The 22,808-nt window shown below is 67.7% G+C and carries 25 protein-coding genes and 3 pseudogenes; 16 read left to right on the top strand and 12 right to left on the bottom strand.

What is annotated here, in order from left to right; translation table 11 throughout:
- Positions 1–106: 106 nt before the first annotated feature.
- Positions 107–385 (bottom strand): hypothetical protein, encoded by a 279-nt coding sequence (locus ACFW9O_RS33745; protein ID WP_384614673.1) that lies wholly within the window; start codon positions 383–385, stop codon positions 107–109.
- A gap of 24 nt (positions 386–409) precedes the next feature.
- Here ACFW9O_RS33745 and ACFW9O_RS33740 point away from each other — a divergent pair, with 24 nt between their 5' ends.
- From ACFW9O_RS33740 to ACFW9O_RS33725, 4 genes are all read left to right on the top strand, one after another.
- Positions 410–613, top strand: a complete 204-nt coding sequence (locus ACFW9O_RS33740) for a hypothetical protein (protein ID WP_384614671.1) — start codon at positions 410–412, stop codon at positions 611–613.
- Between the two features lie 4 nt (positions 614–617).
- Complete coding sequence (locus tag ACFW9O_RS33735; protein WP_384614669.1) at positions 618–1,148, top strand: hypothetical protein; 531 nt, start codon at positions 618–620, stop codon at positions 1,146–1,148.
- A 305-nt stretch (positions 1,149–1,453) separates the two neighbouring features.
- Complete coding sequence (locus ACFW9O_RS33730) at positions 1,454–2,473, top strand: hypothetical protein (protein WP_384614667.1); 1,020 nt, start codon at positions 1,454–1,456, stop codon at positions 2,471–2,473.
- A gap of 13 nt (positions 2,474–2,486) precedes the next feature.
- Positions 2,487–3,572 carry a hypothetical protein gene (locus tag ACFW9O_RS33725; protein WP_384614665.1) on the top strand — a complete coding sequence of 362 codons (1,086 nt, stop codon included), beginning with the start codon at positions 2,487–2,489 and terminating at the stop codon, positions 3,570–3,572.
- Between the two features lie 223 nt (positions 3,573–3,795).
- Here ACFW9O_RS33725 and ACFW9O_RS33720 read toward each other — a convergent pair.
- Positions 3,796–4,206: pseudogene (locus tag ACFW9O_RS33720) on the bottom strand (transposase); the annotation flags it as partial.
- A gap of 213 nt (positions 4,207–4,419) precedes the next feature.
- Between ACFW9O_RS33720 and ACFW9O_RS33715 the strand changes: the two are divergent.
- Positions 4,420–4,980: an SUKH-4 family immunity protein gene (locus ACFW9O_RS33715; RefSeq protein WP_384614663.1), complete on the top strand. Its 561-nt coding sequence runs from the start codon at positions 4,420–4,422 to the stop codon at positions 4,978–4,980.
- Between the two features lie 189 nt (positions 4,981–5,169).
- Here ACFW9O_RS33715 and ACFW9O_RS33710 read toward each other — a convergent pair whose 3' ends face one another.
- The 4 genes from ACFW9O_RS33710 to ACFW9O_RS33695 all read right to left on the bottom strand — a co-directional run bounded on the left by ACFW9O_RS33710 (position 5,170) and on the right by ACFW9O_RS33695 (position 9,999).
- Positions 5,170–5,481 carry a hypothetical protein gene (locus ACFW9O_RS33710; RefSeq protein WP_384614661.1) on the bottom strand — a complete coding sequence of 104 codons (312 nt, stop codon included), beginning with the start codon at positions 5,479–5,481 and terminating at the stop codon, positions 5,170–5,172.
- Positions 5,482–6,450: 969 nt separating this feature from the next.
- A complete protein-coding gene (locus tag ACFW9O_RS33705) occupies positions 6,451–6,870 on the bottom strand; it encodes a hypothetical protein (protein ID WP_384614659.1) in 420 nt (139 codons plus the stop codon).
- Between the two features lie 9 nt (positions 6,871–6,879).
- Positions 6,880–8,418, bottom strand: coding sequence for an ISL3 family transposase (locus ACFW9O_RS33700; RefSeq protein WP_384614794.1), 1,539 nt, complete (start codon positions 8,416–8,418; stop codon positions 6,880–6,882).
- A 321-nt stretch (positions 8,419–8,739) separates the two neighbouring features.
- Positions 8,740–9,999 carry a serine hydrolase domain-containing protein gene (locus tag ACFW9O_RS33695; protein WP_384614657.1) on the bottom strand — a complete coding sequence of 420 codons (1,260 nt, stop codon included), beginning with the start codon at positions 9,997–9,999 and terminating at the stop codon, positions 8,740–8,742.
- Positions 10,000–10,231: 232 nt separating this feature from the next.
- On the opposite strand from ACFW9O_RS33695, the pseudogene ACFW9O_RS33690 reads away from it, so the two are divergent.
- From ACFW9O_RS33690 to ACFW9O_RS33680, 3 genes and pseudogenes are all read left to right on the top strand, one after another.
- A pseudogene (locus ACFW9O_RS33690) lies at positions 10,232–10,468 on the top strand (transposase); the annotation flags it as partial.
- Positions 10,469–10,667: 199 nt separating this feature from the next.
- On the top strand, positions 10,668–11,015 hold the full coding sequence (locus ACFW9O_RS33685) for a hypothetical protein (protein WP_384614655.1): 348 nt from the start codon (positions 10,668–10,670) through the stop codon (positions 11,013–11,015).
- A 101-nt stretch (positions 11,016–11,116) separates the two neighbouring features.
- Positions 11,117–11,389: a transposase gene (locus ACFW9O_RS33680; protein ID WP_384614653.1), complete on the top strand. Its 273-nt coding sequence runs from the start codon at positions 11,117–11,119 to the stop codon at positions 11,387–11,389.
- A 119-nt stretch (positions 11,390–11,508) separates the two neighbouring features.
- On the opposite strand, the gene ACFW9O_RS33675 is transcribed toward ACFW9O_RS33680, so the two are convergent.
- Both ACFW9O_RS33675 and ACFW9O_RS33670 read right to left on the bottom strand, forming a co-directional pair.
- Positions 11,509–11,913, bottom strand: coding sequence for an FhaA domain-containing protein (locus ACFW9O_RS33675; protein ID WP_384614651.1), 405 nt, complete (start codon positions 11,911–11,913; stop codon positions 11,509–11,511).
- Positions 11,914–11,936: 23 nt separating this feature from the next.
- Positions 11,937–12,083: a hypothetical protein gene (locus ACFW9O_RS33670; protein WP_351169038.1), complete on the bottom strand. Its 147-nt coding sequence runs from the start codon at positions 12,081–12,083 to the stop codon at positions 11,937–11,939.
- A 285-nt stretch (positions 12,084–12,368) separates the two neighbouring features.
- On the opposite strand from ACFW9O_RS33670, the gene ACFW9O_RS33665 reads away from it, so the two are divergent.
- The 6 genes and pseudogenes from ACFW9O_RS33665 (at position 12,369) to ACFW9O_RS33640 (ending at position 16,543) form a co-directional block, all read left to right on the top strand.
- Positions 12,369–13,097 (top strand): transposase, encoded by a 729-nt coding sequence (locus ACFW9O_RS33665; protein WP_384614792.1) that lies wholly within the window; start codon positions 12,369–12,371, stop codon positions 13,095–13,097.
- An 859-nt stretch (positions 13,098–13,956) separates the two neighbouring features.
- Entirely contained in the window at positions 13,957–14,310 is a 354-nt protein-coding gene (locus ACFW9O_RS33660; RefSeq protein WP_365042297.1) for a hypothetical protein, read from the top strand.
- Positions 14,311–14,646: 336 nt separating this feature from the next.
- A complete protein-coding gene (locus ACFW9O_RS33655; RefSeq protein WP_384614649.1) occupies positions 14,647–14,901 on the top strand; it encodes a hypothetical protein in 255 nt (84 codons plus the stop codon).
- Between the two features lie 380 nt (positions 14,902–15,281).
- A complete protein-coding gene (locus ACFW9O_RS33650) occupies positions 15,282–15,602 on the top strand; it encodes a chaplin (RefSeq protein ID WP_384614647.1) in 321 nt (106 codons plus the stop codon).
- 291 nt (positions 15,603–15,893) lie between these two features.
- Positions 15,894–16,079, top strand: a pseudogene (locus ACFW9O_RS33645) (transposase); the annotation flags it as partial.
- Positions 16,080–16,102: 23 nt separating this feature from the next.
- The gene (locus ACFW9O_RS33640; protein WP_384614645.1) at positions 16,103–16,543 is read left to right on the top strand and encodes a hypothetical protein; all 441 of its coding nucleotides are present in this window, start codon (positions 16,103–16,105) and stop codon (positions 16,541–16,543) included.
- Positions 16,544–17,372: 829 nt separating this feature from the next.
- Here the strand turns inward: ACFW9O_RS33640 and ACFW9O_RS33635 are convergent.
- The 3 genes from ACFW9O_RS33635 to ACFW9O_RS33625 form a co-directional block, all read right to left on the bottom strand.
- Positions 17,373–17,798, bottom strand: coding sequence for a class F sortase (locus tag ACFW9O_RS33635; protein WP_384614644.1), 426 nt, complete (start codon positions 17,796–17,798; stop codon positions 17,373–17,375).
- 226 nt (positions 17,799–18,024) lie between these two features.
- A complete protein-coding gene (locus ACFW9O_RS33630; protein WP_384614642.1) occupies positions 18,025–18,864 on the bottom strand; it encodes a DUF4397 domain-containing protein in 840 nt (279 codons plus the stop codon).
- A 106-nt stretch (positions 18,865–18,970) separates the two neighbouring features.
- Positions 18,971–19,576: an RNA polymerase sigma factor gene (locus ACFW9O_RS33625; RefSeq protein ID WP_384614640.1), complete on the bottom strand. Its 606-nt coding sequence runs from the start codon at positions 19,574–19,576 to the stop codon at positions 18,971–18,973.
- Between the two features lie 156 nt (positions 19,577–19,732).
- On the opposite strand from ACFW9O_RS33625, the gene ACFW9O_RS33620 reads away from it, so the two are divergent.
- Positions 19,733–20,731, top strand: a complete 999-nt coding sequence (locus ACFW9O_RS33620) for a MerR family transcriptional regulator (RefSeq protein ID WP_384614638.1) — start codon at positions 19,733–19,735, stop codon at positions 20,729–20,731.
- 103 nt (positions 20,732–20,834) lie between these two features.
- On the opposite strand, the gene ACFW9O_RS33615 is transcribed toward ACFW9O_RS33620, so the two are convergent.
- Positions 20,835–21,764 carry an AraC family transcriptional regulator gene (locus tag ACFW9O_RS33615; RefSeq protein WP_384614636.1) on the bottom strand — a complete coding sequence of 310 codons (930 nt, stop codon included), beginning with the start codon at positions 21,762–21,764 and terminating at the stop codon, positions 20,835–20,837.
- Between the two features lie 44 nt (positions 21,765–21,808).
- Between ACFW9O_RS33615 and ACFW9O_RS33610 the strand changes: the two genes are divergently transcribed.
- Complete coding sequence (locus ACFW9O_RS33610) at positions 21,809–22,555, top strand: NAD(P)H oxidoreductase (protein WP_384614634.1); 747 nt, start codon at positions 21,809–21,811, stop codon at positions 22,553–22,555.
- Positions 22,556–22,808 lie beyond the last annotated feature (253 nt).

The following is a 22,808-nucleotide window of genomic DNA, read 5'->3' as shown; positions in this document are numbered from 1 at the left end:
CACCGCGAACTCAGGAGCTACGCAGTTTCCGCAGCCTGGGCAGCTCCGTGACCAGCAGTTACGGGACAGCCCTTGCGACCTCGTGCATGATAGGAATCATCGCAGGTCAGCGGCTTGCGCCCTCGCAACGCCCGAGTCGTTGACCTGCACGGATGTAGCGACGTCTCCTATCGTGCACGAGGTCGTTGGCCTGGCGTGCGGGCCGGAGGTCGGCGATGCCCGGGACGGCGACGGGCGTGGTGAGGTAGCGAAGGATTTCTCGGGCGATCGCCCGCTTGAGCAGGCGGATGATCTCCTTCTGTGCGCGTCCGGCGGCGGTGCGCGCCTTGGATACACCCGACTGGTTCAAGTGGATCTTTCTCGGCTTGACCTTCTTGCAGGTCATCGGCCTCGCCCCGTCATCAGCCGAGTGCGCGAACTTGACGCTGTAGTGCGGGCCAAGGCACGTTTCGATCTGTTGGACTCAAATGGCAGCATCCTGCTTCTGGACGGTGCGTACCTGAGTCTCGAGGAATCGAAGAATATTCGCCGGACCTCGGCAGTCCTCAGGCGGTTCAGCGAACGGCCGACGCAGGGCTACGATCTCGAAATGGCCAAGCAGGCAGGACTGTAGTCACATGCTGATCAATTACCTTCGTCAGTTCTTTCCGGATGTCGAGACAGATGACCCCGTCTCGTATCTGAGCGAGGCGGGCGACACGGTCAACGCACTCATGTACTCGTTCCTGTACTGGCCTCGCCTCGTCGAGCTTCATGGCGCGGTTTTCCTCGGCCTGAGCGGGAATGACGAAGAGGAGATCCGGGAGAGGCTGTCCGCCACTACCGGCCGTGCGATCCCCGACAGGGAAGAGCTCTCCTGGGCGGAGGCGGTCGACAGTTTCAACATTTTCGAGCTGGGCCACCTGTTCAGCGCGGTGCCCGTGCACAGTGAAGATTTCGACTCACTGCACCGCGAACTCGGGTCACTTCTCGTCAAGTCCTGGCACGCGCGACTCGTCTACACATTCCCGGAGCGGAAATTCTCTGTCCGGCTCGTGGAAGCCGACGAGTCGATGATGGAGATGAGGATCGAAGTGAAGCAAGTGTCACCGACCCTTGCGACTCCAGGCGGCTGGGACGGACGTCTCCGCAGGGTTGTGATCGACTAGCTACCGTGGTGCACGCGCCAGTTACATTCAAGGGAATGCACCGAAGCGTGTGAAGTGGCAATTGCCAGCGCCCGGACAGGGGTCACCGGGCGCAGGACTGGGGGCGCCGACTACCGGACAGGGGCACCTCTCGCGCCTCTGGCTGCGCGTCGCACCCCGTCGGCCTCAGCGGCATCAGGCCAAGGGTGGAAGACAGTTTGTCTTCGGGTTCGTGCCGTCTCAGTCGGCGGCCGGGAACAGGGGTGGCGTGGGCAGCCCCTCCGGCGTGTGTCACGATCTCCCCCAACCTGTGGGGGTGTTGCTGAATGGCGCAGGACATTGCGCTGCGGCCGGTGGTGGATCCGGCCCTCGAGGACGCGGAGCGCGCGCTGCTGGAGAAGTCCGCCGACGGACTCTTCCCAGCCACGCTGCCGCTGCCCGAGGAGCCGGGGCTGGGCGGCCGTACCAAGGCGGACATCTGGCTGGCCCTGGGGGGCTCCGCGGTGTGCGCGCTACTGCCGGTGACGATCCTGTGGGCGCTGATCGGCGTGTGGCCCGGCCTGGCCCTCGGGCTCGCGGCGCAGGCGGGGCTGATCTGGGTCGGGGTCCAGTTCGGGTTCGAGGCATTCATCCTGACCGTCGTGGGCGTGCACCTGCTGGCCTGGCTGCTGATCGTCGTCCTCGGCTGCGGGACCGACGAGCGGCAGCGGGTGGCCCGGCTGCGCCACGGCCGCTACTACCTGGCCGAGGACTTCGGCGACGACTCCCTGCGCGAGCTGCTTGGTCACTCGCCGCTGCGCCGGATGGAGCGCGCCCAGGCCGCCGTGACGGCGGTACTCCAGTCGCAGGTCGACCGGGAGGGGCTGCTGGACGACATCGCCAACGACGTCACGCTGCCGGCCCAACAGTACGAGATCGCCCAGCGCCTGGCCGAGCTGACCCGGCTGGCTCGGAAGGTGCGCACCGCTGCCGGGGACGCCTCCGGCTCGCGGGTGGAGGAGGTGCTGCGGACTCAGCGGCAGGCGCTGCGGCTGTCGTCGAGTGCGCTGGAGGAGCGGGTGGAGGCGCTGGAGCAGTACGCCGAGAACACCCGCGCGGCGGACGCGGCGTACCGCGAGTGGGAGGCCGTACGAGAGCTGGAGCAACTTGGCGAGGACATGCACGAGCTGGTGGTGAACACGGTGCGGGACGAGCTGGCCGTCGCCGAGATCGAGGGGCTCGCCGACCGGTCCCGGCTCCAGGACCTGCACCGGATGCTGGACGAGGCGCGGGAGGCGGGGCTGCTGGCCACGCGGTTCGCCGACGAGCCGGCCGACCGCCGGTCCGGCCACAGCGGCCGGGCGTGAGGGGGAGGAGGACATGACGCAGACATCCCAGCCGAGACGCGAGTTCCACTCCGGCCGCGGCAAGAAGACCTTCGACCGGATCCCGGGCGGGTTCTACCTGGTCGGCGCCCTGGTGATCCTCTTCGAGGTGGTCATGCTCGGCGCGGTGGGCCTGGCCCTGGCCGTCGGCGACCCGAGCGACGACGGGGCATCCCCGGACAAGGAATCCCGGCGGGTCGAGGTCACCTACATCGCGACGGGCGACCACCTCTCGGTGAACCTCACCGTCGGGGAGGCGAACGGCAACCACGAGCCCCACGGGGTCGTCATCCTGCCGTACCGCAAGACCGTCGAGCTGGCGGCGGGCGCCGACTTCTATCTGGACGTCAGAAGCCGCGAGGACCAGGAAGGGGGCACTCTCACGTGCACCGTGCTGGTCGGCGGCAAGGTGGTCCAGCAGGCGCACAGCACACCGGGCTCCTCGTCCGCCACCTGCGCGGGCAGCACCGCGGACGCCCCGCAGCGGGGCATTCCCGTGCCCACTCTCACCCCCGGCGCCTCCCCGCTGCCCGAGGAGCGCCGGCTCACTGGGACCGTCAAGGTGCCGGACTACCCGGGCGAGGGTTCGCCGGTCATCGGCACCGTCACGGACTCCTCCCTGGAGTACGCGGAGCTGGGCGGCACGTGGGACCGGAGCAAGACGCTGGATCCGGTCTTCGACGGCTTTACCCGCAAGCAGGAGGGGCGCCAGCGCGCACTCGTGAAGTCCACGCAGGTCGACGAGGACATCATGGCCGCGGCCGGCGGCACCGGGGAGCTGCGGGGCGTGGCGGGCGCGGTGATGGACGAGCGGCGGCGCTACGAGTACCCCCGTGACCAGGCGATCCTGGTCGACGTCGCCTCGCAGCCGCTGAAGGTCGACGGACATGACGCCTGGCTGCTGGTCAGCGAGATCCACTTCCACAAACGCGGGGTGCCGTCCACGATGGACCTGAACGCGGTCCTCGTGGTCGACACCGGGCGGGTCCGCCCCTCGGTGCTGTGGGTCGTACTGCCGGAGACGAACAAGAAGCTCTGGCCGGACCTGAACACTCTGGTCGCATCCGTCCAGGTCCGCTGACCTGCACCGATACGGGACGGGCCCGGGCGCGCGACGCGTCCCGGGCCCGTCCGGTAGAGCGCGACGCCGGCCGGGCACGGCATCGAGTCGGCGGCGACCAGGTCGACGAGCGTGCCCGACGCACGGGTGCGGTGCCAGACGATCGTGCAGTAGCGCGAGCGGAGCCACTGGTCCACGTGCTCGTACGTGGTGGCGGTGGCCGGCCATCTGTAGAGGCGCGACGTTCAGGCGCACTACCCTCGGCCAACTGCCGGACCTGCTCGCGGGATTGGGCCCGTGCGCAACGAGTCGCCTGCAGGGCCTTCTGGCCGGAGGCGGCGAGGGTGTTGATCAGACGGGAGACCGTCGGATCGGAGGCCACCGGCCCGAACACGGCCGGCTCGGCCCGCAGCATGCCGACATCCGCGAGGCAGTCCCCGCCCAATGCGACCGCCAGGGCCACGTCCAACAGGATCTTGCCCGGATCGTGCACCGCCCGAGCCTTCCGCCACGGCGTGAGCGCTGCTGATATCGCGGTGTCCAGGCCGACCTTGCGGACGGTCTCGACCAGCAGCACTTCCCCGGCCTACGAGACCACCGTCCGGCCGCCGCCCTCGATGCGGACACGCGGGTACGACCCGATACGCTTCTTCACCTGGAGAGTGCTTCTTCCCATGCAGCCAACAGGACCCTCGACAAGTCCCATCGTTGCAGGTCAGGATCACTATCCGCTTATTTGACCAAGCCTCGGACACCCAGCTCGTGAAAGCGCGAGGCTAGCTACGGGCTGTCCCGCAAGTTCGGCCGTGCCATGACCTGAGAGCGCCTCATAGGGTCAGGGCCACAGCCGACGGAAGAGGATCCTTCGATGGTGACGTACGACCAGCTGAGTGAGTGGGCCGGTCTGGGGCATGTCACGCGAGCCGGACGGGACGCTGTGGCCGGCTGGCGGATCCCGGGCTTCATGAAGGCACAGCTCGTCGAGGTGGGCATCCCGGTAGCTCCGCGCCTCGTCGAACGAATCGTGATGCAGAGCGAGGCGCAGCCAGCCCTGCTCACGTCCCGGGGCCCGCTCTACCGTCTCACCGAGCAGGCGGACCTCGATGATCAGGCCGAGCGATCATCGTTCGGCGTCGAGCCGGAGACCGGGGCGGTCTACTTCGTCATGCCGGACGGGGAGGCGTGGTTCGCCAACTCGGGTGTCGGCGTGTGGCTCAACGTCCTTCACTGTTACGGCAGTCGGGTCACATCCTCAGAGCTTCTCAGTGAGCCGGACGGTCCCGAGGAGTACCTCTCCGAAGAGGAGGAAGAGCGGGCCTTCGAGGAGCTGAACCGGCTGGCCGAGGAGCTGAAGATGATCGACCCGGCGGCCTTCAACGGCTACGAGGGGTTTCTCTGGCCAGGGCTCCTGGACCGCTGGCTCTACTGACCTCGGCACGGCAGAGTCGCGGGCCGTATGCCTCTGGGCGGGCAGGGATGTCAGGCCAGCCACTGAGATGATCTACTTGTGGGGGCTGTGAACACGGCGTCGGAGCCTTTCCTTCGGGCCAATCCCGGTCTTCGCCTCGCTCAAGTCCGACAGCCTCGGCAAACTCTGGACTCCAGGAGGACTTGCCCGTCATCTGCCGTGCCAGCCGGTCCGGGTCGTAATTGTCGCGCCACCCTCCTGGCCCTCCTCGTCATCACCGGCACAGTCCATCGACCACCGAAAGCTCGACACCACGACGGATGCCGCGCGTGCGTCGTGGTGCTGGCACGTCACCTCGGCCATCAGGTCCTCCAGAGCCGCGGCATCGACGCCGTCGTGCAGAATGGCGCTGGCCACGTTGTCCGGTGACATCAGCGAGACGTAGGGCCACAGGCCGGTCTCACCGTGCTTCCCGCGCCACTCGTCCCACACGTTACGCACCCTGTCCCGGTCCACGGACACGCCAATCACCTCAACGCCTGCGGCTGTAGTGGCCCGATGCAGAAGCGCGCACGGAAAGCGTGTGCGCAGGGCGCGAAGAAGCTCGTCGGTGGGGAGGCGCGGCTGATGGAGGAACGTGCTCATGAAGTCCGGACCCCACGGTCCAACCACTTGCTGCGCACTTCGACAACTCCTGCGGCAACAACTGGCCCGTGCCAAACGATCTTGACGGGTTGGTGTCGCTGCGGTCCTTATCTGCCTTCGATGCGCGGTGCGCCCTTGCGGCCTGGGGGTGCCTGATCAGGCATGGCCTCTGCGTACGACCGGCATGGAGGGCGCCCTGGTCGGAGGGGGCCTGTCGGTGTGCTGTGACAGCATCCTGGTTGTGGTTGGTCACATGGACGATATGGAGTGGTCCGGGCTGTTCCACGCCGAGGGCCGCCTGCGACACACCGCGGCACCTGGCGGCGCTCCTCGGATCCACGGCCGAGGCGGCGTCGGGCCATTGGAAGGCGCTAAGAACCCCTAACAGAATGATCAACCGCCGAGAGCGATCCTGGCGGTGCCGCATGATGTCGGCCTCGACACGGGGGTGTTCATGAGTATGTGGAAGATCAGGCAGACCCGGATCTTCACTGGTCGGAGGAAGTGGCCCTTCTACGTCTTCACGCGGGTCACGGATCCGGTTGCGCTGAAGGCTCTCCACGATCATCTTCATGAGGAGCACGGAGCTCTGTGGTGGCCCGATCGGTCCTGGGAAGGCATGGTTGCCGATCACTGCTCCAGGCATGATCGCGACGGATGGGCCACGCACTCGCACAACCACATCCCGGAGACCAGCTGGGAGTGAGACGACAACGCCCTCGCGCTATCGGCCAGCCTGTCCGGGCAGGGACGCAAGACGTCGCCAGCAGATCAGTGCACACCCCAGGGTCGAGGATGATGCCGATCTCGATTTTTGGCTCTGGCCGGAGTTCCGTGAACCCCAGGTCAGGACGACTTTGGGGTCGGCCACGGCTGGCCGTCAGGTGCGATGGCTGGGCGGCCGGCCAGCACGTAGTCGCCGTACTCGTCGCCTGCCATGGATTGGTTGACCCAGCGTTCGCGTACTGCTCCAGTTCGGATCTCGGTAGCGCCCAAAGCGTCGAGGGGAGCGTTCATAGTTGCCAGGAGGAGGCCGAAGTCTTCTTCCTCGCCCTCAAACAGCGGTGGCAGAGAACCCAGGTCGCGAGTTAGCGGCTCGCAGTCAAGAGCGGCGTGCAGGTAGACCTCGTAGGTCCCTCGAACAGGCCGGATCTCGACCCAGTGGACCCCCAGCTGCTCGGGGCTTCCAGACGGTCCGAGGAATTGCTCAACGGAACGGCCCGGGTTGAGGACGCCAAGGATGAATGGTTCTGCCAGATAGCGCACGGCGGAAGACTACGGCGTGATGAGGATGCGGGTCCGAAGGAGGTCAAAGGAGGCCCGTCCGTACATCGTCCTCTTGAGTATCTTGACCCTGTTGACATGGCCTTCGACGATGCCTGAGCTCCAGTGAAGGGTGAGTCCAGCAGTGACGGCGTTGAGGTCCTGCCGGAGGAAACCTGCAAAGCCTCCTACCGGTTTCGGGGCGTCTTGTTCAGCCTGGCGGATCCACTCGGTCAGTAGGAATCCGCGCCGGTGGCGGAGGATCTCGGCGAAGGCGAAGGCGAAGGCGAAGGCGAAGGCGAAGGCGCGGGCGAGGTCGCAGGCTCGGGCGATGTCCGGGCAGGCGATGCGCACGTCGAGCAGGCGGCGTTCGAGTTCGGGTGGAAGGGTGTCTTGCGGTCGCATGATCCAGCTGGTGATCTTGCGAGGGCTGGGTATGTCCGCGTGGATGGGTTCGGCGTGGCCGGCGCGGAGGGCGGTGAGGTGCCTGCGGACGACCTGGCGGCTGCCGCGGTAGCCGCGTTCGTAGATCTCCAGGAAGAGGCGGCTGCCGCTGACCTGGCCGAGGCTTTCGGTGAATCGGGTGTTCAGGTACGGCTTGAACGGTTCGAGGACTCCGGCTGGCTGGCGTTCGTTCGCCGAGGCCAGGAGCTGGTCGAGGTCGGTGTCGCGGAAGCGCCGGACGGTCTTGCGGTCGAGGTGGAGACGGCGGGCGATGGCGCTGATAGTCCAGCTTGCGGCGACAAGCTTTTGGACGTCAGCGTGGCGGTGCCGGGTCCGGTCGATGATCGGCTTCCGCGGTAGTTCGTGGAGAGGGAGCTGCATCAGCGGCGGTGCCTCGGGAATGCGGCTGGTCACCTCGTCGACGCGTTTGCGCAGGCAGGAGCGGTGCTGGTGGCAGGTCTTCTCCACTGCGGCGGCGAGGTTTTGGAGCAGGTGCCAGCGGTCGGCGACTTCCACGGTGTCGGGCGCCGCTTCCTTGATCGCGCGGGTGTAGGCCGAGGCCCGGTCCCGGCAGATGATCTCGGCGCCTGGATGCTCGCGCAGCCAGGCTGCGAAGGTTTCGGAGGTACGGTCCGGCAGAACATCCACGACTCGACCGGCCTCCACGTCGACGAGGATGGTTCCGTAGGTGCGGCCCCTGCGGAAGGCGAACTCGTCGACACCGAGCACCCTCGGGGCTCGCTCCGGCACCGGCGGAGGATCCAGCAGCTCCAGCAGTCGCGTGCGTCCAGCGGCGAGGTGCATGCGGCGGCACAGCCGTTCGCCAGCTCGCCCCCCGAGCTCGACCGCGACTTGGCGGAGCCAGGTCTTCAGACCGAGGCTGGAGCGGCGATACCTCTCGGTCAGCCCGCGGACCTGCTCGACGAACGTCCGGCGTCGACACCCGGACCGGTCACAGAAGAACCTCCGGACCCGCAGCCTGACCAGCAACTTCTGCCCTGACAACGGCCGCTCGGCGAGACGTCGCTCGTAGCAGGAATGCACCCGCCGAGCCCGGGCACGGCACCCCGGACACCTGGGCGGCGGACCGCACGCGGCCGCTACCACCACCAACACGTCGGCCGTGAGCTCCACGGCCTCCAATCGCACATCGACGTTCGGAAACAGCACATCGTCCAGCGAGTAGACCCCCACCAGCGAGATATGCCCTGCCGGAACGTTCCCTCACTCGGCTCCTGACCTGGGATTTCACGGAACTCCGGTCAGAGCCGATTCTTTCCCCACTGCTGCTCTTCGTCCCAGTTGGTTCACGAAGGGCAGTGGCCTAGGCATTCTCCGTGGTCGCGGGGGTGCCGACCGTCGTCAAGCAGAGTGGTGCCCTACTGGACCGGCCGACCCGCGGGGTGGGTCGGCCGGTCGTGCCAGACCTCAGTAGCGCTCGGGCAGGTCACGCTCGGCGGGCTGCGGTGCGTGGTCAGGGGAGGCGGAGGGTGCCGTGGAGCGGGCGGTCGAGGCGGGTGTCGGCTGCTTGCCGCAGAAGGCGGCTTCCAGGGTGCCGCCCAGCGCGGTGTTCGCTGCGCCGTGGTTGGAGGTGTTGGCCAGCGCCGAAAGGCTTCGGCGGCCGTCGCGGGTGGAGAAGGCGTAGGTGTAAAAGCCTTGGACGGTGCCGGTGTGGCCGTACACCTGGGTGCCGCACGTCAGGTCGTAGCGGCGCAGACCGAGGCCGTAGAACCGGGTGTTGGTGGCGTCCGTCGGCGTCACCGTGGTCATCGCCTCCAGCGTCGCTGGGGACAGCAGCCGACCGCGCATCAGGGCGCTGGTGAAGGTGTTGAGGTCGGCGGGGCTGGAGATTACGGCGCCGGCGGACTGTGCCCAGGAAACGGTCTGCTCGGTGGAGTCGACGAGCGGCGCACCAGCCTCGTCGGGGTGCAGGTAGCCGCGCACGTGGGTGCCCTTGATGCGCGTGTCGGGGTGGACGTACGCGGTCTTGCGCAACCCCAGCGGCTTGATGATGCGTCGCTGGTAGGCGTCGGCCACGGGGCGCCCGGTCAGCTTCTCGATCAGCATGCCGACGACGACGAAGTTGGCGTTCGAGTACTTGTACGCGGCACCGGGCTCGGTGGTCCGGGGTTCGGCGAGGGAGAGGTCGACCAGCTCCTGGTAGCTGAACACCCGGTTTCGTACGGCCTCGAAGCCCGGCACGGTCTGGTTGAACATGGCGTTGGTGTAGTCGGCCAAGCCGCTGCGATGGGTGAGGAGATGACGGACCGTGATCCGGTCGTCGGGCAGCAGCCCTTCGAGATAGGTGTTGACGGGCGCGTCCAGCTTCAGTCGTCCCTCTTCCACCAGCTGGAGCAGCACGACGCCGGAGAACGTCTTGCTGACACTGCCGATCCGGAACCGCGCCCTTGTGTCCATCGCCGCGCCGGACTCCCGGTCACGGACCCCGACAGCCCTTTCCTTGACCCCGTCCGGACCGGAGTAGCGGGCCATCGCGCCCGGCGCCCCGTTGGCCATCGCGGCCTCAAGTGCGGCGACGACGCCGACCATATCGGGCGCGGGCGCCTGGGCTTGGGTGGCGGCCGGGGCTGCGGACGCGCTGGTGGCGGGAGCGAGACCACCGGCGAGAGCGGCGATCAAAGCGGTACTCACAGTCAGACGTCGGTGTGACAACAGGGGCACAGTCATCCTTCGTTCTTCCTAGGCTGGATCGGTATGGCACCACGACAGTGATCGACCATGGGCACCATGGAAGGGGAGTCCCGGACAGCCGGAACGGTTCCAAACACAAGGGGTACAGCACCCGGACAGTCCGGCTCCGCCCGGCGGCTCTCTACGGCCAGGTGGAGCTTAAAGCGGTGTACTCGTCAGCAGGCAATCGCGGCTCGGACGGGCTAGGACCTGTCTGATAATTGATCTTGTGGTGGGTCGTGGCGAGCTGACGGATGTGGCGTGGGAGCGGATAGCGCCCCTGTTGCCGGGTGTTGACGGTCGTGGGCGGCCGTGGCGAAATCACCGACAGGTGATCAACGGGGTGTTGTGGCGGTTGCGGACCGGTGCCCCGTGGCGTGACCTGCCGGAACGCTACGGGACGTGGCAGACGGCCTATGAACGGTTCGCCCGCTGGGAGGCGGACGGCACTTGGGCCCGTCTGCTAGCAGCCGGCTGGAGCCGCAAGCTGTTCTTCACCGAGCGGAGCGCACGGTGGCGGGTGGCGAGGCGGGCCCGCCCCGGCACGCGAGGCGGACTGGGTGGGCTGTTCGGCTCAGCACAGACCCAGGGCGCTTCTTTCGGATCATGAAAGTGAGCTGTTGGTCGATAAGATCGATGGTCCGTGGGGCAGACGAGGGGGTGTGATGACGCTCGTCATAGAGCTGCGGCGCGGGGTCTCAACCGCCCGGACCGGACGGAAGTCAGGACCGCGTCCCGCAGCAGGGGCACTTGAGCGGATAGTCGTCGATGACGAGCTCTGGGCGGCCCTGGAAACGCCGGGCCGACACCGGCTGCCCACCCTGGCTGACGTCGATCCCTATGGGGCCACCGTGCTGCGCGGTGAGGCAGTGGACCGCTTGGTGCGGGAGCTGGAAGGTTCGGATCTTGCTCGGCTGAGAGGCGCCGAGAGCCAAGCCGTATCGACGCTACTGGTCTGGGGTCTGCGCTGCCGCGCGGACAGAGACCTGCGCATTGCCTTCTCGGGCGATTAGTCCGTCACTCTCCGATCATCTGATCGTTGGTCCAGGTGTGCCGTTGACTGACGCGGAGTGGGCGCGGATCGAACCCTTGCTCCCGGACCGGACACCGCGGCGTGGTGGCCGGTGGGAATCACCGCCAGGTGATCGACGCGATCGCCTGGAAGTTCCAGACGGGATCGCAGTGGATCCACCTTCCCGAGAAGTACGGCAACTGGCGAGGCATCTACAACCGGCTGCGGATGTGGGCCATCGACGGCACCTGGGAGCGGGTGCTCACCGCGCTGGTCGCACAGGCCGATACCGATGACGATCTCAACTGGGCTGTCTCGGTGGACTCCACCATCGTGCGCGCGCACCAGCATGCGGCCGGGGCGCGCAAGAACTGATCGCAGTCGGTGTGGTGCTCGTGGCGGTCGCACCACAAGGCCGGACAAAGCGATCGACACGGCCAAGGAGGAGGCCGGCGCGGGTGTTACCGAACCGAAGTAGACCGCCCACCGCACGATCAGTCGTCCGGAAAGGCGTCCGCGCGTACGTGGGGCATAGGGCTGCTGCTCACCCGGTAGGGGTCGCCCGACGGGCGATCGGCGGGGCTGACGCGCAGAGTGAGCGGCCCCACCCACTCGTAACCCATGCGCTCGCCATGGCGAGCCAGGTCATCGGTGAGAGCCTCTCCTACGTTGCCACTGCTCCGCCGCACCAACTCCTCGTGCACCCGGGCGTCCAGTTCCACGTCGTAGGCGTTCGGCGCGACCACTCTGCTCTCGCTGCACACGATGGCCCGGGAATCGCACTCACGTCGCAACGCTTCGAGTAGTTCGACGGGCTCATGGCGGCGAGCCCGGGAGACCAGAGCACCTTCCCAGCGCTCCAGGGCTCGTTCCCAGCGTGTCAGTCCTCCCTTGGCCATCGGCCTGCCCTCCCGGTCCCCCCTCACCGGCGCCCGCGCAGCCGACCTAGGAGGCCGCGGGCCTGGGAGCGCTTGCGCGGGTCGGCGGCGACGCGTCGGGCCAACACGGTGGCCCGACGTCCCTGCGGGCTGCGGGTGAACTGCTTGATGCGCATGACCAATCCGGACATGATTCCCTCTCCTTCACACTGTGTACCGTTCGCCTACCCGGTGCCACCGCGACGATGTCCGGGGGAGCGCCGAGAATCGGACGGCCGAAAGCAGGGTCCGGACACAACTGGTCACAGACGCCACCGCCTGCACGTCGCGGCCGATGCCGGCCGCTTCCGGTCGGGAGCGGCCGCCGCGGAGTTTCCTACTGGGCGTAGAACGTCGCGTCCGCCTTGGCGGTCGTCTTATCCGCCGACTGCGTCACGATCAGGTGTTCGTAGAAGTTGTGGGGGCTGTTCCAGCGGATGGTGCCGGAGGCGCCGTCGAGGCCTCAGGGGGGTGGTCGACGGCGCCACGGTGACCGGGAGGTGCTGGTCGAGCAGGGCGCCCTGGCCGACGCGAAGGGCGCGATCACATGGGACCTGAGCGTCGACTCCACGGTCTGCCGCGCCCATCAGTCTGCAGCCGGGGCCCGCAAACAGGGCGACCTGCAGAAGGAACCACCAGGCGGCATTTTCACCGAGCCCCGTGATCACGGACTGGGAAGATCGCGCGGCGGGTTCACCACCAAGCTCCACCTGGCAGTCGAGCAGGGCCAGAAACCCATGTCGATCGTGGTGACGGCTGGACAGCGCGGAGACTCGCCACGATTTGAACCCGTGCTGGAGAAGGTCCGCGTCCCCCGGACAGGGCCGGGCCGGCCACGCGTCCGCTCCGATCGCGTACGTGCTGACAAGGCGTACGCCTCCCGCAGAAGCCGCGCCTACCTGCGCCGCCGCGGGATCCGCTGCACCATCCGAACAAGGCCGACCAGGCGCGCAACCGTCAGAAGCTCGGCTCTCGCGGCGGCCGGCCGCCGCATTTCGCCCCGGACGACTACTGCGAGCGCCATGCGGTCGAGTGCGGGATCAACCGCCTCAAGAGGCACCGTGCGGTCGCCACGCGATATGACAAGCTCGCGGTCCGCTACGAGGCAACCGTCCTCATCGCAACCATCAACGAATGGCTGTGACCAGGACCCTCAAGACTCATAAGGGCCGCCCCGAAAGTACATACTCCTGTGCGCTCGGGGGCGATCACCGCGCTCGTGCGCAGCATCGGAGCGGTCAGCAGGTGCTGTCCGTTTCGCTAGCTCCCGCAAGGTCTCAAGGCCGGCCAGTACCTCCGAGCGATTGTCCGACCTTTTCATCCACGCTGGCAGCCGAGCGAACATCGACATCGTCGGCCGCGCGCCGCCACGCTCTCGCAATCGCGCTCCGACGTAGGCAGACAGCTCGTCGACGTGCTCCTCGTTGAAGGCCCACAAGATGTGACGGGCGCAACGGGTCTGCAGCCACAGAGGCCGCCGGAAGAACGGATCCTCACTACTACCCAGCACCGCGCCGACCAGCCCGGCCCCCTGCACCTCAGGTTTCCAGTCGGCAACGGCACCACACCCTCCACAAGCCAGACGACGCGGCTGGAACAAGAGCTCGCTGAAGTATCTGGGATCAGGAATGCCTGGCCGAGGGATCACGAGAGCACGGCCCCCGCATCGCGGACAGACCACAAGGATTCGACCCGCGAACCGAACCAACCAACCCCCGGGGTCATAGTGCCGAGCGAGATCAGTCTGCGGCTCCGAATCCATGACGGACACCATCGCAGGTCCGCGATACGAGCAGCTACCGGATTCTCGAGCATGCCCCACAGGCTGCCACCAGCCACTTTCGATATACGGCCTAGCCCCACCGCCCGGTGTGCCAGCGCCTCCACCTGGACAGTGGTCGTAGCCGGCCCGGCTCCCGCCTCGGATACCGTGTTCCTCTACGGGGTGCCATAACGGATGTGACGCCCCCCACCGGAGGTAGTCAGCGTATGAGTTCAAAGCGCAGCAAGAATCCAGCCCTTCCCGTGCTTGACGACGCATTCCGACTTGCGTCGGTCAAGGACGCCGAAGAGTCCACCCGTGACTTGGCCGCGCGGCTGGCCACCACCGAGCTGCGCCGCGTTTCCCACCCGGGCCGGGTCACCTGGGAGCCCACCGATCAGGCCGAGCCCGTACCGGTCCCGCCGACTGTGGTCGACGGTGACGGGGACCTGTGGCTGCGGGACCGGGGCACTGGCACCTGGACCATGCCCGAGTTCAACCCGAAGGAGTTCCCGGCTCGCTGTGGCGAGGTTCTGACGTGGAACGAGCTTGCCCGCGAGTTCGGCCCGCTGACCGGACTGGCCGACGACCGCCGCATCGGCGGCGGCCGGCGCTGACCGCGCAGCCTTCTGGGACGACCGCGCCCCTGAAGCGCCCGTTACGGGTAGCTGCGAGCTCCAGCTCACCGCCGAGCTCGACGATGGCGGCGAGCGCCGGGCCGGTGCCGAAGGCCCACGCTTCGGCGGCGGCCTCGGCGAGGACGTCGTCGTCCAGGTCATCGAGGGCCTCACGCCACGGAGCGGCCGGAGCGTCGAAAGCGGCCAAGGCCCGCAGACCGAACCCACCACAAGATCGGCACCAAACCACGCAGCACCGGATGAATCACAAGCTCAGCGACTCCCAGCGCCCTCGCTCGTTCGTCAGTTGTCGTTGCTCTCCGTGACGATGTCCTGGTGACGACGCATCTGGAACTCTTCGCCGACTACCACCAGATCCATGTGATGGACGAGCACTCCGACAGTGATGTGGGTGGCGCATGGACGGCACAGGCTCTGTTGGATGCCCTCGCCGCCGCGGAGGACGTCCTGGCGTTCAGCACGGTCAACAACATGGACGTCGTCGTTGCCGTGGACACCCTGGAGGGCGAGCCCAAGGACGACTCTGCCGACTTCGACCATGTGGTGGAGGCGAGCCCCCCGAGGGCGTAAGCGGCTCCCACGCGTCGGCTTGAGGAGCGTTACAGGGCAAGCCCTCCGGCGGCAGTCGGCAACGATCTGACACCTATCTGCAACTCCGTACCGGCGCCCGGGCGCTTGAGCAGGGCTCGGCCGCGTCGGAACCGGACAAGAGCGATCTGGCCCGTCATCATGAGCCACGGACCCCGCCCCCAGCACAGACGTCCTCTCGCCACGAGGGAGCCGCCGGCATTGGCACGCGTCTGTGGCTGTGGCCAACCCCGTAGGGTGCGGCCATTGAGGGGATTGGCCGCCGTGGGCAGGCGCGTCGTAGAGCCCGAGGGAGAGGAACCCGCATGGTGATCGAAGCTGCCGCATCCAGGCGGCAGCACTCACACTCTGCGGGAGACTTCATGTTCAAGCTCGGAAGCGCGGCAGTTCTGACCGCGGCTGCAGGCGCCCTGGTGTTCGCGGGTGCGGGCGTGGCCAGCGCCGACGCCGGCGCACAGGGGTTCGCCTACGGCTCCCCGGGCGTGCTGTCCGGCAACGTCGTCCAGATCCCCATCAACGTCCCCATCAACGCGTGTGGCAACTCCGTCAACATCATCGGTCTGCTGAACCCGACCTTCGGGAACACCTGCATCAACGGTGACTACGACGGCAAGGGCCACGACGAGGGCAAGGGCCACGATGACGGCAAGGGCGAGGGCTACTCCGAAGGCCACGGCGAGTAGCACCACTTGAGGTCACCCTCTCTGCCTGGTTGAGCCACTTGAGGGACTCGACCAGGCAGAGGCGGCTCTACGCGACTGGCTTTCCTGGCTGTTGATTCTGATCATGGGCCCCGCTGATATTTCCAAGCGTTGCTGAGCAGGCTCCACGCTGTCGAAAAAGAGCGGCCACCTTTGCGGTCCACGCGTGTGGTGGCCACCCGTACTCAGAACCGGTCGGTAAGCGGAGGGCTTGCTTACCGCAGTGAGGTCGCTACCAGTTCGGCTGAGCAGCCGCGGGCCGCCGAAGGATACTCACAGCGACTGGGCCGACACCGCTGGACCGTCGAACGCACCATGTCCTGGCTCGCCGGCTGCCGCCGACTCCACAGCCGCTACGAGCGCAAAGCCGACCACTTCCTCGCCTTCACGAGCATCGCCTGCACCCTCATCTGCTACCGAAGGCTCACCAATCGAGATGTCTTCTTACTGTGTAGGTAGGAAGATCCGGCTAGGGTGCCGGCATGGTGTTGGAGAAGGTGGACGCCGCGGTGTTGGCCGAGCGGGATCGGATAGCGACCAGGGCCAGGAGTGAGCTGGCTGCTGCGGGTCTGCCGGTCGTAGTTCCTGGACTGGACAAGATCGTCTCCTCGGGGGTGGAGGTGAGCGTCTGCGCGTTCGATGACTGCTCCGGCGTGAAGGTGACCTGGTGGTGCAGCCCCAGGTTGTGGTGGAGCGCCAACCAGGCCGTCGACTTCGAGCGGCCCGACATGCCCCTGATTCAGCACCACCGGACAGTGGTCGAGGCGATGACACCGGCGATCAGAACCATCCTGGTCTCGGCGGGATTCGAGGTCTTCGACTCGCAGAGCAACCGTGCGCCGCGATCCATCGACTTGCTGTCAGCTCCGGAGGCCCAGATCCCGCCGGTGTGGTGGCTTCGCGACGACGAGTTGGACGGCTGAGACCAGCGCGTCATGGGGACCCAAAGCCTGACCAGGCGGAGGTGCCCGGTTGCAGGCTGTGTGCCTCGCCTGCCCGGGTCGGCTCGGCGTCGTCGTGCTCAATTTGGTGGGCCGGATCGCCATCAGGCCACCGTCGGCGAACCGCTCGACGGTCGCCGCGGTGCCCAACGCCCGGTCGACCGCGTCGCTGCCGTGCAGCTCGGCCAGTGCGACCCCGTCGGTCATCTTTGAACAACCGCAGGGAGACCGCCGAAATGAGAAGTCTGCTATGTCTGCTGACACACGTGTGGGCATGCTCCGCCAAATCGAGCGCCCGACTGTCAGCCACTCCGGCCCACATGCCGTGGTAGACGGTCCCGTCTCCACCACCAGACCAAGGCGGTCCCGGCGAGCACGCCGAGCGCGAGACGGACCGACCTGCCGTAGGTTTCCGTGCAACGGCAGGTGCGACGTGGTTCGGGCGACGCTGCGGGAAGGCCACGAACCCCCTTCGAGCGGGCTGCGGCAGCCTTCTCCGCCTCGGACAACTCCTGGGTGATGCGCTGCCATACCCGCTCTGGAGGGGGGGTCGGTAGATCCGACTCCTCGACGTTACGGGCGGCGGTCATGACCCGTGTCATCACGCTCAGTTCCTCCCAGCAGCGCTTGCACGCAGCGATGTGTCGCAGCGCGCTGACGTCATCGCCCGAGGTGCCGTTTCCGAGTGCCAGATCCATCAGGCGTGCGGGCTCGACGTGTGACACCTTTGCCCTCCTGTTTTCTGGGCTTCGTCCCATGCCCGTACCTGGTTACGACCCCCTACGTATGCGCCCGCCCGGTCTCACCGGTCTCAGGCATCGAGTGGTTCCGCGGTGACCACCAGGTTGGCCTGGTAGCCGCCCTCGTCCGGGATGAAGGGGGGCGCACACGTAACGAGGGTGAGAACCGGAGAGCCGTCTCGGCGGAAGGTGGCGGACGGGAGGTCGTCCTTCGGTACCGTCGCGCGCGCGGTAACGCGGTAGCGAACCGGCTCGGCGTCTGCACGTCGCACTTCTACCCGGTCTCCAGGCTTCACGTCGTAGAGCGCTGCGAACTCGCCCAGGTCTCCCGTGTCGCTGTCCACGTGCCCGACCAGCACTGACGAACCGCGTGAACCCCCGGGAGCCGGTCCGAAGCGGTACCAGCCGGCCGTGGCCGGATTCGATGGGACGGCCAGGGCTCCGTCTTCCGTCACGCCCACCGGCCGGACGCGGGCGTCGAGTCCTACAGCGCTCACCAGGATTTGCTGGGGCGGATGGCGGCCTTGATCCATGGATGCTCGACTCTGCCGACCTTCGGTGGTGGGGGAGAGGGATTCGGGTGCAGCAACCTGGGCCGGAGCCGTGGCAGTGGCGCCGAAATCGGCTGGAGGCGAAGCGTGTTCCGACGGGGCGGTACTCACAATGAGGACCGCCGCCAAAGCTGCGGTCACCACTGTGAGGCTGCTGAACCGTCGCGTGGTGTCACCCACGCCTGCCTGCGGCTCGGCGAGAGACCAGGACGCCCGTCAGAGTGACCACCCCGGCCGCTGCGGCCCAAGCCAGCCACTGGTCGGAGGAGTTCGAACTCGCGGCGGCGCCACTACCGCCGGCATGGACAGCGTTCGGCGTAGATTCCATGCCGCTGAGGGTCTGTGTCGCAAGCGCCAGGTTCTTGTCGTCCGCGCTGCCCCAGGCGTAGACGATGTTGCTGGTTCCCTCCTTGAGGTTCAGATCGGCAGGACCGACCGCCACGGTGTCCGTGCCGGCTAGCACCACATCGGCCGAGATGGTGCCGGTGTTGACGACGGCTGTGTCCTCGTTCGGGTTCTCAAGTCCCTTGAAGACCGTTTGCCCATCCGCTCGGATATCTACTGCCGGGGCAGCGGCGACGTGGCGCACGGTGAGCCTGGACTTGCCTGCGTCGACCTTGGAGGTGTCGTTGACGAAGGCCGTCAGTTGAGGCTTGCCGTCGGCGGACAGGTGGGCCGCGATCGTGGCGTTCGCTCCGGCCGGTACCTTGATCTCCTTCTGGATGGCCGGTGTGCCGTCTGGGCTCTTACCGGCTTCGAAAACCTGTATGTCGTAGGTGCCGGCCTTGAGGGACTGCGGGTCGGTCACCGTGCCGGGCTTGAAGTCGCCGAGCAGTTCGTTCCCGTTGGCGTAGACGTCGACAGTCAGCCCGGGAACGCCGTGGAAGACGGACACCATGGCCTTGTCGTCGGTGCCGGAAGCGGGGGCCGCTATGACAGGGGCGGTGACACCCAGGGCCAGGGCGCATGCCCCCGCCGAGGCGGCGAGGACGAGAGGGGTCCGGGAGGTCATGAGGATCATTCCTTCGTGGAGTGGTTCCACCGGTTGCGGAGTCTCGTACACCTTTCGGATGAAGGCTGCTCTTTGGATGCGCGCGACAGCCGGTTTCCAGGCGCTCCTACGCCTCGGTCTCGTCGGCGCGGCCTTGTCCGATCGCCTCACGCAGCCGGTGCAGGCCACGTCGGGTGTGGCTTTTCACGGTGCCCAGGGGCATACCGGTGCGCCTGGATATCTGGGCCTGGGTGAGGTCCTGGTAGAAGGCCATGCACAGCACCTCGCGCTGGTGGTGCGGCAGTCGGGACAAGGCCTCGACCAAGAGCACCCGATCCAGGACGTCGTCCGGGGCTCCCGCCCCGTGGCGGTGCGCCTGCGCGTCGAACGCCAAAGAATCGATCAGCGACAGACGCCGGGTCCTAGCCGCCAGCGCGTCGATGATCTTCCGACGTGTGATGCCCACCAGCCAGGCTCCGAGAGGGCCCCGTTCCGGACGGTAGCCGTCCCGTCCACGCCATGCGCCGAGAAACACCTGCTGGGTCACGTCCTCGGCCTCGTGGGCATCGCCGAGCGAGCGTGTGGCCATGGTGTGGACGAGCGAGCTCCAACGCCGGTAGACGGCAGCGAACGCGGTCTCGTCCGCGACGCAGAAGCAACGGGCCAGTTCGTCTTCGTACCGCGAACCCTCTGCGGCAGGGAAGCGCAGACCGATGGATCCCGTATTGGTCATGGCCTGGATCCTCCTGCCGAGCGTTGGGTGCGGGACGGAATCCTCCTGACGAACCGGGTCAGAGGATGCGCACTCGTGGTGACCGGGCTTTCTCCAGCTTTGCGATCTGAAACGACGCACACAACATGCGTCGTTTATGCGTCGTACACTCGGAGTGTGAGCGTTGACAACAACGATGTTGATCACCAGGGCGCGTCGCGTGGCGGCGGGCTGACCACTGGTGAAGTGGCGAGGCGTCTGGGCGTAGCACCGACCACGGTCCGTTCGTGGGACCGCCGCTACGGGCTCGGCCCCACCGCGCACACCGGGGGTCGGCATCGCCGCTGGACCGCAGAAGACGTGGCGCGGCTGGAGCGGATGTGCGCTCTGACGGCGACTGGGTACCCGCCGGCGGAGGCCGCCCGGCTGGCACTCGACGGAGTTGAACCGAACGTGTCCCCGGCCCGGACAGGCCCCTCTCCCTCCCGCTCAGAGGCCGGGACCCGCCGCAGCCGAGCGGGCACCGGTTTTCGCCTGGGCGATGTGCGTCAGGAGTGCAGGGGAGTCGCCCGTGCGGCCCTGCGTCTCGACACCTTCGCTCTCGACGGGATGCTGGGCGCCGCGATCGAGGAGCACGGCCTGGTTGCTGCCTGGACGGAGGTGATCATGCCGACGCTTCAGGCGGTCGGCCGCAAGTGGGAGAGCTCGGGTGAAAGGTATGTCGAGGTCGAGCATTTTCTGTCCTGGCATGTCTCCTGCGCGCTTCGGCGCTACACCCCGCCCGCGGCGGCCGACCGGGCCCGTGCCACCACGGTGCTGGCCTGTGTGCCCGGGGAGAACCACACGCTGCCGTTGGAGGTGCTGACCGCTGCCCTGGCCGAACGGGGTCTCCCGGTGCACATGTTCGGCGGCGCCCTGCCGGTCGAGTCATTGGTCGCCGCAGTGCGCAGGACGGGTCCGCTCGTGGTCGGGCTCTGGGCGCAATCGCGTACCACCGCGAGCCGCCCTCTGGCTCAGCATGTGGCCGGGATCGAATGGGGTGTGCGGGGCGCCCGTAGGAAGCCCGTCGTACTGACGCTCGGGCCCGGGTGGGCCGGGCAGACCGTGCCAGGGTCGCCACATCCGCCCGGGCTGGCGGCGGCCGTCGCAGCGGTGGAGTCCGTCGTGCTCAGGTGATGTGGTGCGTCCGTCGGGTACCTGCTCGCGTAGATGCGTGCCTTGACACCAGCTGCTCCGGGTCCACGCCGAACGGGCCGTCTTTGCGGCCGCGTTCCGTGACTCACGCCGCCTTGGTGCGGAACGTGCTGGGGCTGAGGCCCTTGTGGCGTTTGAAAGCGGTGCTGAAGCCGAAGGCGTCGGCGTACCCGACGGTCTTGGCGATCTGGGCGATGCTGAGGTCGGTGTCGGCCAGGAGTGCCTCGGCGTCGTCCATGCGGCACTCGGTGAGGTAGGTGAGGGGCGGACGGCCCATCAGCTCGGTGAAGCGCCGGGCGAACAGTGCCCGGGAGACGCCGGCTTGAGCGGCCAGCGACGCGACCGTCCAGCTCTCGGCGGGCCGCCCGTGGAAGGCGCTCAGGGCGGGGGCGAGGACCGGGTCGGCGAGGCCGCGGTACCAGCCGGGCGCGTCGGCCTCCGCCCGGTCGAACCAGGTGCGCAGCGTGCAGACCAGAGCCCAGTCGAGGAGCCGGTCCATCAGCGCCTGCGAACCGGCGGAGAGCCGGGCGGCGTCGGCGGCGGAGTTCTCCAGCCAGGCGCAGACCTCGGCGTCCTCGGCGATGACCAGGACGGGCGGCAGGGCGCGCAGGAGCCGTTCGTGGCGGTGTCCCGAGGCGCGGTAGGCGCCCACGATCAGCGCGGTTGCTCCCTCCGCGCCGGTGCCCCAGTGGATGCCGTCGAGTTCCTGACCGGTGCACGCGGCGTCCGCGGTGAAGCAGTTGATCTCGTACGCGGTGTGGGGGCGGTGGACAGTGGCCGGATCGTCCGCGAGGCGGAACCGGGCGGGGCCCCGGACGACGGCCGTGTCGCCCGCCCCGATCGCCCGCTCGGTGCCGTCGGACAGCAGCAGCGTGCCGCCCCCGCGCAGCACGCTGACCATGGTGAGCGGAGCGGCGTCGGCGAAGGTGATACTCCAGGGCGCTGTCAGGACGGCATGGCTGACGACCGAGCCTTCGGCCCGGATGCCGCTCAGCAGTGAACTCAGAGGATCCACAGCGCAATCGTAGACGATCTCCTATGCCCTGGAGAGTTTCTCCCATGGATCATCTACGCTGCCGCGGTTGTACTGGACTCACCGCACAGATCGAGCCGTCGGGAGACACCGTGCCGCAGCACAGCAGTGACACCAGGACAGCCCTCGTGGTCGTCGCGCACCACCGCAGCGATTCCCTCACCGCCCACACCGCCCGCCGCGTGGCTGCCCAGCTCGAGGCCGCCGGATACCGCATCGACCTGCTCGACCTGCACGCCGAGGGCTTCGACCCGCGGATGAACGTGGAGGACCAGCCGGACTGGGGCAACCGGGAGAAGCCGTACTCGGACGAGACGCACGCCCACATGCGGCGGATCCTCGACGCCGATGACGTCGTCGCCGTCTTCCCGGTGTACTGGCAGAGCGTGCCCGCCGTCCTCAAGGGATGGATCGACCGCGTATGGAACTACGGGTTCGCCTACGGCCGCAGCAAGCCCCGCCTGGCGGGCAAGCGCATGCTGTGGCTGGCCCTGGCCGGCGCCACCGCCGACGACCCCATCGCGGAGTCGATGCAGTCCGTCCTCGAGGTCAACCTGAGCGACGGCATCGCCTACTACTGCGGCTTCTCCCGCTCCACCGTAGGCCTGCTCCTGGGCGCGGAGGAGCGACCGCAGCGCATCGACGCCGAGGGCAGTCTGCTGGTCGGCGAAGCGGTCGCCGGCGCCGAGCGGGAGGCGCAGTACGCCGATTTCGACCGTCGGGCACGGAAGTTCGTGGAGGAGTTCCTCGCGGACGAACTCGTCGCGGCCTGACGGCCTCCGGATCCCGTGGGCTGACACCGCGGCAGTACGTGCGGGACCTGGTGCCCCGGCTCGCACCGGGGAACGCCTGGGCGCAGTTCCGCCGTCTGCTGGTCGAGTGCTGCGCCGCACGGGTGCCGCCATACGCGGCGGGGCCACGGTGGTGGCCGCGAGCCCTCGGTGGCTACGGCGGGGCTGGCCCCTCGGGGCCTTGCCGGACGGCGCGCCCGGCCGCGGCTGATGCCATGGCGTCGTCGCCGAGCAG

Origin of the sequence: Streptomyces sp. NPDC059499 (genome assembly GCF_042749285.1) — a bacterium.
Classification (GTDB): Bacteria; Actinomycetota; Actinomycetes; order Streptomycetales; family Streptomycetaceae; genus Streptomyces.
This window is presented reverse-complemented; position numbering and strand designations above follow the sequence as displayed.

What these genes read in the sequence shown, in the direction of transcription:
- ACFW9O_RS33715 (WP_384614663.1), top strand. Translation starts at nt 4,420, where the DNA reads ATGGTGACGTACGACCAGCTGAGTGAGTGGGCCGGTCTGGGGCATGTC.
- ACFW9O_RS33665 (WP_384614792.1), top strand. Translation starts at nt 12,369, where the DNA reads ATGGTGCCGGAGGCGCCGTCGAGGCCTCAGGGGGGTGGTCGACGGCGC.
- ACFW9O_RS33685 (WP_384614655.1), top strand. Translation starts at nt 10,668, where the DNA reads ATGACGCTCGTCATAGAGCTGCGGCGCGGGGTCTCAACCGCCCGGACC.
- ACFW9O_RS33650 (WP_384614647.1), top strand. Translation starts at nt 15,282, where the DNA reads ATGTTCAAGCTCGGAAGCGCGGCAGTTCTGACCGCGGCTGCAGGCGCC.
- ACFW9O_RS33675 (WP_384614651.1), bottom strand. Translation starts at nt 11,913, where the DNA reads ATGGCCAAGGGAGGACTGACACGCTGGGAACGAGCCCTGGAGCGCTGG.
- ACFW9O_RS33640 (WP_384614645.1), top strand. Translation starts at nt 16,103, where the DNA reads ATGGTGTTGGAGAAGGTGGACGCCGCGGTGTTGGCCGAGCGGGATCGG.
- ACFW9O_RS33745 (WP_384614673.1), bottom strand. Translation starts at nt 385, where the DNA reads ATGACCTGCAAGAAGGTCAAGCCGAGAAAGATCCACTTGAACCAGTCG.
- ACFW9O_RS33725 (WP_384614665.1), top strand. Translation starts at nt 2,487, where the DNA reads ATGACGCAGACATCCCAGCCGAGACGCGAGTTCCACTCCGGCCGCGGC.
- ACFW9O_RS33630 (WP_384614642.1), bottom strand. Translation starts at nt 18,864, where the DNA reads ATGACCTCCCGGACCCCTCTCGTCCTCGCCGCCTCGGCGGGGGCATGC.
- ACFW9O_RS33735 (WP_384614669.1), top strand. Translation starts at nt 618, where the DNA reads ATGCTGATCAATTACCTTCGTCAGTTCTTTCCGGATGTCGAGACAGAT.
- ACFW9O_RS33695 (WP_384614657.1), bottom strand. Translation starts at nt 9,999, where the DNA reads ATGACTGTGCCCCTGTTGTCACACCGACGTCTGACTGTGAGTACCGCT.
- ACFW9O_RS33625 (WP_384614640.1), bottom strand. Translation starts at nt 19,576, where the DNA reads ATGACCAATACGGGATCCATCGGTCTGCGCTTCCCTGCCGCAGAGGGT.
- ACFW9O_RS33610 (WP_384614634.1), top strand. Translation starts at nt 21,809, where the DNA reads ATGGATCATCTACGCTGCCGCGGTTGTACTGGACTCACCGCACAGATC.
- ACFW9O_RS33730 (WP_384614667.1), top strand. Translation starts at nt 1,454, where the DNA reads ATGGCGCAGGACATTGCGCTGCGGCCGGTGGTGGATCCGGCCCTCGAG.
- ACFW9O_RS33670 (WP_351169038.1), bottom strand. Translation starts at nt 12,083, where the DNA reads ATGTCCGGATTGGTCATGCGCATCAAGCAGTTCACCCGCAGCCCGCAG.